Annotated in this window: 12 protein-coding genes; 5 read left to right on the top strand and 7 right to left on the bottom strand. The window is 65.7% G+C overall.

Translation table 11 applies throughout. The features are described 5' to 3' along the window. The coding region (locus ABZW16_RS17445) for an alpha/beta fold hydrolase (protein ID WP_354956922.1) at positions 1 to 615 on the top strand (615 nt) is incomplete at its 5' end. On the opposite strand, the gene ABZW16_RS17450 is transcribed toward ABZW16_RS17445, so the two are convergent. The 4 genes from ABZW16_RS17450 to ABZW16_RS17465 all read right to left on the bottom strand — a co-directional run bounded on the left by ABZW16_RS17450 (position 555) and on the right by ABZW16_RS17465 (position 4,845). Beyond that, on the bottom strand, positions 555 to 944 hold the full coding sequence (locus ABZW16_RS17450) for a DUF2784 domain-containing protein (protein ID WP_354956923.1): 390 nt from the start codon (positions 942 to 944) through the stop codon (positions 555 to 557). The genes ABZW16_RS17445 and ABZW16_RS17450 overlap by 61 nt on opposite strands. Positions 945 to 1,022: 78 nt before the next feature. Continuing rightward, a complete protein-coding gene (locus tag ABZW16_RS17455; protein ID WP_354956924.1) occupies positions 1,023 to 2,492 on the bottom strand; it encodes an SDR family NAD(P)-dependent oxidoreductase in 1,470 nt (489 codons plus the stop codon). A 105-nt stretch (positions 2,493 to 2,597) separates the two neighbouring features. Further along, complete coding sequence (locus ABZW16_RS17460; RefSeq protein ID WP_354956925.1) at positions 2,598 to 3,794, bottom strand: hypothetical protein; 1,197 nt, start codon at positions 3,792 to 3,794, stop codon at positions 2,598 to 2,600. Between the two features lie 112 nt (positions 3,795 to 3,906). Continuing rightward, the gene (locus ABZW16_RS17465; protein WP_354956926.1) at positions 3,907 to 4,845 is read right to left on the bottom strand and encodes an alpha/beta fold hydrolase; all 939 of its coding nucleotides are present in this window, start codon (positions 4,843 to 4,845) and stop codon (positions 3,907 to 3,909) included. A gap of 196 nt (positions 4,846 to 5,041) precedes the next feature. Here ABZW16_RS17465 and ABZW16_RS17470 point away from each other — a divergent pair, with 196 nt between their 5' ends. The 3 genes from ABZW16_RS17470 to ABZW16_RS17480 all read left to right on the top strand — a co-directional run bounded on the left by ABZW16_RS17470 (position 5,042) and on the right by ABZW16_RS17480 (position 7,671). Further along, positions 5,042 to 5,737 carry a TetR/AcrR family transcriptional regulator gene (locus tag ABZW16_RS17470; RefSeq protein ID WP_354956927.1) on the top strand — a complete coding sequence of 232 codons (696 nt, stop codon included), beginning with the start codon at positions 5,042 to 5,044 and terminating at the stop codon, positions 5,735 to 5,737. Positions 5,738 to 5,870: 133 nt separating this feature from the next. Further along, on the top strand, positions 5,871 to 7,016 hold the full coding sequence (locus ABZW16_RS17475) for an acyl-CoA dehydrogenase family protein (RefSeq protein ID WP_354956928.1): 1,146 nt from the start codon (positions 5,871 to 5,873) through the stop codon (positions 7,014 to 7,016). A gap of 19 nt (positions 7,017 to 7,035) precedes the next feature. Continuing rightward, the gene (locus ABZW16_RS17480) at positions 7,036 to 7,671 is read left to right on the top strand and encodes a helix-turn-helix domain-containing protein (protein WP_354956929.1); all 636 of its coding nucleotides are present in this window, start codon (positions 7,036 to 7,038) and stop codon (positions 7,669 to 7,671) included. Between the two features lie 56 nt (positions 7,672 to 7,727). On the opposite strand, the gene ABZW16_RS17485 is transcribed toward ABZW16_RS17480, so the two are convergent. Further along, on the bottom strand, positions 7,728 to 8,102 hold the full coding sequence (locus ABZW16_RS17485) for a hypothetical protein (protein ID WP_354956930.1): 375 nt from the start codon (positions 8,100 to 8,102) through the stop codon (positions 7,728 to 7,730). Positions 8,103 to 8,413: 311 nt separating this feature from the next. Between ABZW16_RS17485 and ABZW16_RS17490 the strand changes: the two genes are divergently transcribed. Then, the gene (locus ABZW16_RS17490; protein ID WP_354956932.1) at positions 8,414 to 9,166 is read left to right on the top strand and encodes a hypothetical protein; all 753 of its coding nucleotides are present in this window, start codon (positions 8,414 to 8,416) and stop codon (positions 9,164 to 9,166) included. Between the two features lie 11 nt (positions 9,167 to 9,177). On the opposite strand, the gene ligD is transcribed toward ABZW16_RS17490, so the two are convergent. Then, positions 9,178 to 10,188 (bottom strand): non-homologous end-joining DNA ligase, encoded by a 1,011-nt coding sequence (gene ligD, locus ABZW16_RS17495; protein ID WP_354956933.1) that lies wholly within the window; start codon positions 10,186 to 10,188, stop codon positions 9,178 to 9,180. Next, a complete protein-coding gene (locus tag ABZW16_RS17500; protein WP_354956934.1) occupies positions 10,188 to 11,273 on the bottom strand; it encodes an ATP-dependent DNA ligase in 1,086 nt (361 codons plus the stop codon). The genes ligD and ABZW16_RS17500 overlap by 1 nt, the downstream gene beginning before the upstream one ends. Between the last annotated feature and the right edge of the window lie 241 nt (positions 11,274 to 11,514).

Consider the following 11,514-nt stretch of genomic DNA (forward strand, 5'->3'; position numbering starts at 1 on the left):
GCCGTCGTGGCCGTGCAGTACCCGGGTCGGCAGGACCGGCTCGGTGAGCCCGCCATTGACGATTTGGACACCCTCGTCGACCGGATCGTGGAGGAGGTCCTGAATCAGGGCCCGGTGCAGCAACTTTCGCTGTTCGGTCACAGCATGGGCGCGACCGTTGCCTTCGAAGCCGCGCGCCGCCTCGAGCGCAAGGGACAACCGTTGACGACGCTGTTCGTATCCGGCCGCCCCGCCCCGACTTTCATCGAGCGGGGTCGCCTGCACCTCGGCTCGAATGACGATCTGATCGGCGATCTGGAGCGCCTGGCAACCGATCCGGCGTCGGTCCGGATTCTGCGCGAGGAACCGAGCCTGGCGGAACTGGTGCTACCCGCTGTGCGCAGCGACTACCAGGCCATCGAGACCTACCGCTACCGCGAGGGCGCCCCACTGTCCTGCGATGTCTCGGCCCTGGTCAGTACCGACGATCCGACCATGACACCGGAGCAGGCCCAGGACTGGCGCGAGCACACCCGCGGCTCCTTCGCGCACAACGTCTTCCCCGGCGGACACTTCTACTTGGACGACAAGGTCTCCGAGGTCGCCGACCTCATCGCCCGCACCCTCCGGACGTAGCCGACCCAGGACACCACCACGCACACCGCGACCAACCCGCGCACCAACCCCAACGCGCTTTCCGGATAGATCACCCCGGTCAGATAGTGGTCGATGAACCCGCTCGGCGGCAGCCCGGCCACACCGGCCCGATGCCGCGCCCAATTCTCCAAATTCGTAAGCGGACAGACGAATCCGAACAGAACCGTGCTGAACCCCCACCCGAACGCGAGCAGATGCAGCCAGATGGTGCGGGGCCAGCGCCACGCCATGAACCCACCGACCACCACATACGCCACGAACACGAAATGCACCGCGGCGGTGGCATCGGCCAGCAGCCGATAAAGCATATGCCCAGCGTAGTCCCGTAATCCGTGCGATATGACGGCTCGAGTGTCCGCTGGGTCGATCGTCTGGCGAGGATCTGATCACCAGGGCGAGGGTTGATAGTCCTTGAGGAAGCAGCCGTACAGATCGTTACCGGTCTCGCCCTGGACGATCGGGTCGTAGACGCGGGCCGCGCCGTCGACCAGGTCGAGGGGAGCATGGAAGCCCTCTTCGGCGAGGCGGATCTTGGTGTAGTGCGGGCGTTCGTCGGTGATCCAGCCGGTATCCACGGCGGTCATGAGGATCGCGTCCTCCTCGAACATCTCCCGGGCGCTGGTGCGGGTCAGCATATTCAGCGCGGCCTTGGCCATATTGGTGTGCGGATGGCCCGCACCCTTGTACGCGCGGGAGAACTGGCCCTCCATGGCCGAGACGTTCACCACATACTTGCGGCGGGCCGCGGCGGCCGCCATGGCCGGGCGCAGCCGGGAGACCAGGATGAACGGTGCCACCGAATTGCACAGCTGGACCTCGAGCAGTTCGGTCGGATTCACCTCGCCGACGGTCTGCACCCAGCTGTTGGTATGCGCCAGATCCGGCACCAGACCACCGGCGTCGATCGCGATGCCGCGCGAAATGCGTTCCGGCGTGGCCGATCCCGCGACCAGCGCCAGTTCGGCGACATCGGCGGAGGACAGCGTCGGCGTCAGGGAGGCGGTGAGAGCGGTGGGGTGCGCCTGCATGGTCTTGCCGAAGGTGACCACATCCGGCAGCGCGCCAGCGGGCAGCGGACCGGATTCGGCATCGACCAGTGCGCTGTAGGCGCCGGGGGAGCGGCGCACGGTCTGGGCGGCATTGTTGATCAGAATGTCCAGCGGCCCCTGTGCCGCGACATCGTCGGCGAGCGCGACGACCTGGGCCGGATCCCGGAGATCGATGCCGACGATGCGCAGTCGGTGCAGCCAGTCGGCGCTGTCGTCCATGGCGGCGAAGCGGCGGATGGCGTCATTGGGGAAACGGGTGGTGATGGTGGTGTGCGCACCGTCGCGCAGTAGCCGCAGCGCGATGTACATGCCGATCTTGGCGCGACCGCCGGTCAGCAGGGCGCGCCGCCCGGTGAGATCGGTACGGGCGTCCCGTTTTGCGTGGCTGCTCGCCGCGCAGTCCGGGCACAGCTGGTGGTAGAACGCGTCGACCCGGGTGTAGCGCTGTTTGCAGATATAGCAGGGCCGCGGCCGGATCAGGGTGCCCGCACTCGCGCCCGCCGTATTCGAGGTCAACGGAATGCCCGCGGTCTCGTCATCGATCCGGTTCGGGGAGCCGGTCGCCGTCGCGGCGACCACCACGCGGTCCGCCTCGGCGACCGCATCTCTGGCCTCGGTCCGGCGGCGCTGCTTGAGCTTCTTGAACATATGGCCGACGGCGCGCTGCACCGCGATCGAATCCGGATCGTCCTTGTCCAATTGCCCGGCCTGTTCCAGCACCCGCAGGCAGATCGCCAGCTCATCGGGGGCGATGGCAGTGCCGCTCGGCGCTGGTTGGGTAGACGTCGACGCGGTGTACTCGGCCATCGGAATGCGGATTTGTCCTTCGTGAACATGGGGGTTGACCCACTCATTGTCGCATTCGCGGTTTCGACCGGTCGGCACGGCGGTCCCGCACCGACCGGACGCCAGCTATTTGCGCAGCTTGCTCATTGTCGAGTTCGCCGTCTTCTTCAGCAGTTCGGTGGCCTCGGCGGTACTGAGGATCTTGCCCGAGGACTTCGAAGTACTCGACGCATACTGCGACCAGCTGATGTGGTAGGTGGTCCAGCCGTCGCGCACGGCCACGGAGACATCGGCGGTCGGATCGTCGGACTTGTGCTTGCCGGTGATCACATACGCCTCGTCGCCGAGCCCGGAGACCTTCTCGACCTTCGAGTCCTTGCCGTATTCACTCTGCGTCCAGGTCTCGTACGATGCGGTGAATTCCGGCCCCGGGTTGGACTGCTTGTGCACTTGCGCGCTGGTATAGATCGCGGCGTAGTCGTATTTCTCACTCGATCCGGACGGGGTGAAGCGAACATCGCAGCCCATTGAATCGACCGCCGCGTGCTTGGAGCCTTCGTGCTTCGGGTAGGTCTCGCCCGAGGAATCGGACTTCGACAGGGTGAAGCCAGCGCTGGTGTACGGCGAGGTGTCGGTGATATCGCAGAGATTCTCGATGTACTTGTAGCCGCGCAGGTCGGCGTCCTTGCTGATATCGGCCTTGCCCGCGTCGAAGGCGCCGATCGCGAACATGGCGACCGCCCAGACCGCGGAGGTGACTACGATCGCGCCGAGCGCCCAAAGCCAGCCTTTACCACCGGATTTGGGTGGCTGTGGGTATCCGGGCGCCTGCTGCGGGAATCCCGGCGCGGGCTGGAATCCGGCGCCGGGCTGTTGGAATCCCGGTGCGCTCTGCTGGAATCCGGGAGCGGGCGGCTCGAATCCTGGTGCCCCCTGCTGGAATCCGGGCATCGGCTGCTGGAAACCCGGTGCGGCCTGCGGGAATCCGGGCGTGCTCGGCGCCTGCTGGAATCCCGGCTGCGGATATCCGGGTGTGGACTGGTGATATCCCGGCTGCTGATAGCCCGTGCCCGATTGATATCCGGCGGGCGCGGCCCCTGGCTGGTCGAACGACTGCCGCAACAGTGTCGGATCAGCGGGCCGCTGCTCGGCGCCGCCGGGCTGTTGCCCCGCCGGCGGAGCCACGGGCTGCGGTGGCACTTGCAAACCGGGCTGCCCGACCATCGTCGGATCCGATTGTGAATACTGCGGCGCCTGCGGTGGCTGCTCCTGCGCCCACCAGGCGTCGTTGGGCTGATTCTGCTGTTCCCCCGGTCCGGTCATGCGCGCAAAGTACCATCTCGTTCATTTGCCCGGCGATCCCGACCGACCGCCACTGGTGGGTGTGCTGGCCGCGTCGAGCACGAAGATTGCGCTCCACTCATGGATTTCGGTGTCACTGGTGCGGAATGCTGGTACTCGCGGCGCGCAGATCCTCGACAAAATTGGCGATGGCCTCGGCCACGAGCAGCGGTTCGGTCACCGGCAGCCAGTGATCGGCCGGAATCGGGCAGCGCCACAGCCGGTCCACCCAGCGTGCACTGCCGTAGTAGAGGAACGGTGGCACGAGTACATCGGTGGTGTCGACGACCAGTTGTACCGGCACCGCGGTGGTGCGCTCGCGCGGCCACAGCAAACGGTGTGCGAGATTGGCCGCGGCGATCCACGCGCCCGCCGCCAGATCCGCGCGCCAGGTCGGGGCGAGGGGCGCGTACGCGCGGGCGATGCCACCGAGCTGGTCGATCAACCAGGTGCGCACCCGGGGCGGATAGGCGATCCGCTGCGCCGCGGTCCGGGCCGATCCGGCCCCGTGTCGCCGGAACTTCGGGTCGGCGATCAGTCGCAGCGCGCGACCCGGCTGCGCCGCCAATTCGCGCAGTGTCAGGCCGACGTGATCGAGATTCGGACCAGCGACCGCGGTGAACGAGGCAATGCGGGTATTGGCGCGCGGATCGCAGACCGCCTCCCAGGCCTGCACTGCACCCCAGCCGTGTCCGCAGACGTGCACCGCCCGCTTCGGGCTGACCGCATCGATCAGCGCGAAGAAGTCCTCGGCCAGCGAATCGAGTCGATAGTCGTGCGGCGCACCGGGTTTCGCCGATCGACCGTGCCCGCGCACGTCATAGGCGATGACCCGGAATCCGTCGGCGAGCAGCGCCGCCACCGCCGACCACACCAGGTGTGTGTCGGACAGGCCGTGCACCAGTACCAGAGGTTCGGCGTCGACCGCGCCCCATTCGAAGACGGCAAGTGCACCGTGTGCGCCGTCCACAGTCGATTGTCGGTGTGGCTGCCGGGCGCCGGTCGGGTCGGCTGAGTCGAGCTGTTCGGTCATCTTGTTGCCTCGATCGATGCGCTGGGTGCTGCCTGTGTACCGCCGGTACGTGAGCCGATACTGACAGTACGAATGCACCTGAAGCAATGGGTTGAAACCTGCATCGACTATGAAGTCGGTCACCCATATCGCGCTGTCGACCAGGGATTTGCGCGGCTCAAAAGTGCGTACCGTCGGTACGTGTATGCTCCGGACCATGGCCCGTTCGGATAGATCCGTGCCGCGGACGATCACCCGCGAGGAGATCGTCGACGCGGCCATTCGGGTGATCGACCGCGACGGCCCGCACCCGAGCATGGACGACATTGCCCGCGAGGCCAGGATTACCAAGCCGCGCCTGTACCGCCAGTTCGCCGATAAGGCCGACCTCTACACCGAGATCGGCAACCGGATGGCGAAATCGGCTGGAGCCGCCGCGGGCAATGATCTGACACTGATGCTGCTACCGCCGCGGGTCGCGCTGCGTCGCGTGCTCACCGGCTATGCCGACAGTATCCTCCAGCACCCCAATGTCTTTCGGTTTCTGGGCCAGGCGCATGTCACCCAGCATTCGGACGGTTCGGTACTGCAATTCGATCTCGGTCGCGCGGCCGCGGGCCGATTCGCCGGGCAGGCGCGCGAAGTCGCCGAGTCCATCCCGATCGATGCCACCGGCATCGACTATCTCGCTCGCGCGGTCGTCGGTGTCGTCGTCGCGGTCACCGACCTGTGGCTCGGCGAAGCCGATTCCGAGCGTCCCGGCGGTACGGCCGAATTCGTCGAGCAGGCCACCGAATTCGTCTGGGGCCTGATCGACGGATTCCTGCGTCGGCAGGGCATTTCGGCCGATCCCGATACCCCGATCTTCACCTCGCTCGCGGCCGTCAACCAGGCGCAGCGCCCGACCGGCTGATCCGCATTCCATCCTCGTACACCCGCCCGTACCTGTCGCGTGCCCGCTTTGTTGACATCATGCCAATAGTGCGCGAATCTGATGGCGAGACGCAGGCGAGCAGGCCTGCGCGCATGAGCAAAGGATTTATGCGATGGCACGCGCCGCGTGGAGTGACGACGAGGTCGAGGCGGTCCGGGAACTAGCGAGAACCTTCTTCGAGAGGGAGGTCGTCCCGCATGAGGAGAAGTTCGTCGCGCAGGGACATCCAGACCGCGCGCTGTACAACCGGGCCGGTGAACTCGGCCTGCTGTGCACCGCCATCCCGGCCGAATACGGCGGTGGCGGTGGCACTTTCGCGCACGAGGCCGCCATCATCGAGGAACAGGCATTCGCGGGTGACGGCTCGCTCGGCATGCCGGTGCACAGCTCGATCATCGCGCCCTATATCCACCGCTTCGGCACCGAGGACCTCAAGCAGCGGGTGCTGCCCAAGGCCGCGACCGGTGAAATGGTGCTGTCCATCGGCATGACCGAACCGGGCACCGGCTCGGATCTGCAGAACATCAAGACCCGCGCGGTCCGTGCGGGCGATGAATACGTCATCACCGGCTCGAAGATCTTCATTACCAACGGCTGGCTCTGCGATGGCATCATCATCGCCGCCAAGACCGACCCCACCAAGGGCGCGGCGGGCGTATCCCTGATCTTCGCCGAGGTCGGCGACGACACCCCGGGCTTCGAGCGCGGCCGCATCCTCAACAAGATCGGCGGCAAGGCCCAGGACACCGCCGAACTGTTCTTCGACGGCTTGCGCGTGCCCGTCTCGAACCTCCTCGGCGAGGCCGAAGGCCAGGGCTTTTATCAGATGATGCAGCTGCTGGCCCAGGAGCGACTGGTGACCGGCATCATCGCGGTCGCCATGATGGAGCAGGCCGTGCGGCTGACCGTCGACTACACCAAGGGACGTGAGGCCTTCGGCAAGCCGCTGTTCGCGATGCAGAACACCAAATTCGAGATGGCCGAATGCGCGACCATCGCCAAGGTGAGCCGGATCTTCCTGGACGACTGCATCGTGCAGCATCTGCGCGGCGAACTCGATATTCCCACTGCTGCGATGTCGAAGTATTGGCTCACCGATCAACTCGGTATTGTGGTCGATCGCTGCCTGCAACTGTTCGGCGGCTACGGCTACATGACGGAGTATCCGATTTCCCAGCTCTACACCGGTGCCCGCGTACTGCGCATCCTCGCGGGCAGCAACGAGGTGATGAAGGATCTCATTGCCAGGTCACTCTGAGATCGCCGCAGGCGATCGCTTGCGGATCGCTCGAAACAACACCGAGGCGCAGCCGCGCAGACGCAGGCTGGAGCCGGACGAACGCCGCGCGCAGATCCTCGAATGCGCGATCGACATGTTCGGCGAACGGCCGTATGCGGCGGTGTCCACCGCGGAACTCGCACAACGCGCCGGGGTCGCGCGCGGTCTGATCAACCACTACTTCGGCAATAAGCGCGACCTATATCTCGCGGTGGTGCGGCGGATGGTCACCCTGCCGCGCCTCGACGATATGGTCGCGCCGACCGGCACCGATCGCGAGCGCGTCGACGCGAGTGTGCACTGGCTGCTGGATGTGATCTCCGAACACGGCAGCACCTGGGTCAAGGTGACCAGCCATGAGGGGGTCGGCGACGATCCGGAGGTGCAGCACATCCTGGATCAGGCCGATGACGCGGCCGCCGAGCGGATGCTGCTGATGGTCGGGCGCGCGGAATCGGCGCACAGTGCCGAATTACGGGCCATGGTCCGCGCATTCGGTGGTCTGGTGAAGGTCGCGGGCCGGGAATGGATCACCCGCGGCACGCTCACCCGCGAACAGGTGCACGTCCTACTGGCGGACATGCTGATGACGCTGATGACCGAAACAATGCCGAAGGTGGACGGCGGGCGCTGAGCCGCGATCAGCCTTCGGCGTCGGGTGTGGGTCTCGAATGACCCAGCGAGCGGTCGCTACTGCCGACTCGTCAACTCGGACTTGGTTTCACCCGCCGAGATCCGGCGCTCGGTGCCGCTGTAGCGCAGCGGCCGCATATGTCCCGGCGCGTGTCCGCGCCGTCCGTACTTCAACTCGATGACTTGCTCCCGGTGATGTTCCACCAGTAACGCGCCGATGCCCGTGATCCACAAACTCGCCGTCGCTATCGCGCCGATCTGCGTCCATCCGGTGAAGCCGGAACCGGCCGCGGTGAGGGTGCACGCCATGGCGACGACGCCCAGGGCACAAAGAATGATGCCGGGAACGTTGTAGTCGTCACCGAGTAGATCGCCCGCGTGGGAATGCCACGGCCGGGTTCGGTCTCCGGTCGAATCCGTTTCACCGCGCATGGATCCTCCTGAACTGGAATTCACAGCATGCCGCTCGCCGTGTAACCAGGATCCACCTCATTTCGCCATTCGCGAGTGGTGTTTGCCGGTTTGTTACTCCGGCTGACGGGCGGGTCATGTCGAATCCGACTTCCCGGGTGGGAGTACGGTCCGGTTTGACATGGCGGCATTCGCGATTACGGTTTGATGACGATTGATGGGCCGTTTCGGATGATGCTGCGGCCAATGGCCCCTATCCTTTGTCGGTATCGGGGCGGGTCCGGGCAGTTCGTGGTTCCTGCGCGGTTTGGTGGTGTGGAAGAGGGACCTGGATGGCACGGACGGATAACCGTGAGCACGAGCGCTGGCCGGAGGCGCAGCCGGAGGAGTACGAGCAGGAGATGGGACCGGTCGGCCGGTGGCCGGATCCGGACCCCACTGAGCGCTGGCCCGAGACCGAGCCGGCGAACCGGAGCCGCCGGGCCGGTCGACTACGGGTCGAGGTTCCGCCCATCGTCAATCCGTACGCGGTCGTTGCGTTGGTTGCCGCCCTGCTCGGCCTGTTCCCGGTCGCGATCGTCTTCGGATTCATCGCCTTCAGCCATCCGCGCGGCAAGACCATGGCGGTGTGTGCGCTGCTGCTGGGTGTGATCGAGGTGGTCGGCATCGCGGGATATGTCGTGCTGTCCGGCGGCAACTTCTCCGATGCGCTGTCCGGGGCGAACCGTACGCCTACCGTGTCGAGTGTCGCGCTGCCCTCGACCATCGCCCAGACCGCCGTCCCACAGCCCACGGTGGCGCCGACCGTGGTCGCGCCCCCGGTCACGACGACCGCTCCGTCGACGGCGACTCCGAAGAAGGGCACGGTGTGCACCGAGCCGGGCCGCATCGGCACCGGGGCGGACGGCTCCACCCTGCTATGCCTGGCCAGCGGCGGTGTCTACCAATGGAACGGTCCGTACACCATCGGGGGCACCGTCGCGGAGGCCGGAACGAAATGCGATGGATCAACGAAGAGTGCCCGCACGGCGGACGGGCGTGCACTCACCTGTGAGAGCAAGGCGTGGGTGCTCTGGACCGAATAGCCCTTCGGTAACTAGCCTTCCGGATCGACCTTCTTGGCCCGGCTGGGCTGCACCCGCGGCGGCTCGTTGGGCATCTTCGGATATTGCGGCGGCCATGGCGCGTCCATGAGCCCCGAGGCCATATCCCGCTCCGACATTTTCAGCAGCGGCTCGATGGATTGCGCCGGGCGGTCCGCCCACGGGTCACCGAATTCGGCCAGCCGCGCAGGCACCGTGGCGATGGTCAATTCCTCGGGGACGACGGTATCCAGATCGGACCAGGAGATCGGGGTGGACACCTGCGCACCGACCTTCGGCCGCACACACCACGCACCGAAAACCGTTTTGTGCGGGGCATTCTGGTTGAAGTCGATGAAGACGCGGGTGCCGCGCTCCTCCTTCCACCACTGCGCGGTGATCCGGTCCGGATGCCGCCGCTCCAGTTCCCTGGCCAGCGCGACCGCCGCGGCGCGCACCTGATAGCCGTCCCATTTCGGTTCCAGCGCAACGTAAATATGCAGTCCACGCGAGCCGGAGGTTTTGATCCGGGAATCGATGCCGAGTTCGGTGAACAGCTCACGGGTCAGCACCGCGGCGTATTTGAGATCGTCGAAGGTGATGCCGGGGGAGGGATCCAGATCGATGCGCAGTTCATCGGCGATATTCAGATCGCCGATGTGATTGGGCCAGACGTGGAAGCCGAGGCAGCCCTGATTGACCGCCCACAGAATATGTGCGAGATCGTGTGCCACCAGGGCATCGCTGGTGGTGCCATTGGGCGTGGCGACTTCGACCGTGTGCAGCCAATCCGGCGCGGATTTCGGCACCCGCTTCTGAAACCACGACTTACCCGAGGCCCCGTCGGGATACCGCTCGAGCAGTAACGGCCGATCGCGGACCACTTTCAGAAACGGCTCGGCGACGGCCTGGTAGTACCGGATGAGATCGAGTTTCGTCTCACCGCGTTTGGTGAAATAGACCTTGCCGGGATTGCTGATGGCGACGGATCTGCCATCCACCTCGATATCGATCGATTCGCCCATCACTGCCCCCGGGCTGCGCTGAAAATGGCACCCAACTCGGCCGGTGCGACCTCGTCGAGCTGGGCGTAGGTACACGATTCAGGGGTGCGGTCGGCGCGGAAGCGAACGAGCCTGCCGCCGTGGCGCAATCGGCCCGACTGCACATGTTCGTAGCGAACCTCGGCGACCAGTTCCGGGCGCAGTGCTTCCCAGGACAGATCCTTGCCGCCGGTCCACCGGCTCACCCCGCCGGGCATCTTGCCGTCGGCCTTGGCCTGCGCCGCCGCATCCGCCCATTCGCGCCACGGGTGGTTCGCCAATGCGTTGTCCCGCAACGGTTTCAGCTCTTCCACCAGTGACTTGCGCTTGGCCGCCGTGAAACTGCTCGCCACCCCGACGTGGTGCAGATTGCCCTCATCGTCGAACAGTCCGAGCAGCAGCGATCCGATGCCTTCGCCATCCTTGTGCCAGCGGAAACCGGCCACCACACAGTCCGCGGTGCGCTCATGCTTGACCTTGAGCATCACCCGCTTGTCCTGCAGATACGCCAGATCGTCGGCCTTGACCATGACGCCGTCGAATCCGGCGCCCTCGAAGCGGGTGAACCAGTCCTCGGCGATATCGGGATCCTGGGTGATCGGGGTCAGATGCACCCGGGCGAGTTCGGTGTCGAGAATGGACTCGAGCAACCGCCGGCGTTCGACGAACGGTTCGCCGGTCAGATCCTTATCGCCGAGGGCGAGCAGATCGAAGGCGACAAAGCTGGCCGGTGTTTCCTTGGCCAGCTTGTTGACGCGTGAGGCCGCCGGATGCAGCCGGTTCTGCAGGGTATCGAAATCGAGTCCCTGGTCGGTGACCACCACGATTTCCCCGTCCACCACGCATTTATCCGGCAGCGCCGCCTTCAGGAGTTCGGCGACCTCCGGAAAATAGCGGGTCAGTGGCCGGTCATTGCGTGAACCGAGTTCCACCTCATCGCCGTCACGGAACACGACGCAGCGAAAACCATCCCATTTCGGTTCATAACTCAGGCCCGGCTCTCGTGGCACCGACGGCGCCGTTTTCGCCAGCATCGGCCGCACGGGTGGCATGACCGGTAGGTCCACGCGATCCTCCTCGGTTCGGTCCCCACCTCTATCGACGTCGCGGGCGACGCGGATTCATCGGTGCGGGCTCGAGCTCGATCGTAAGTCGCCGGTCCGACAAGGTCGTGAACTTCGCGGTGCGCCGAGGAAGGTGGCGTCCGATGCGGGCTACCAGCCCCTGCGGACCGCCGAGCCGGGCGAACACAGCGGTCACCGACCCCTTGCAATCTCTGCCCTCGTGTGATTAGCATCTCAGCACCAG

The sequence above is a fragment of the Nocardia sp. NPDC004604 genome, assembly GCF_040609795.1.
In the GTDB taxonomy this organism is placed as follows: Bacteria; Actinomycetota; Actinomycetes; order Mycobacteriales; family Mycobacteriaceae; genus Nocardia.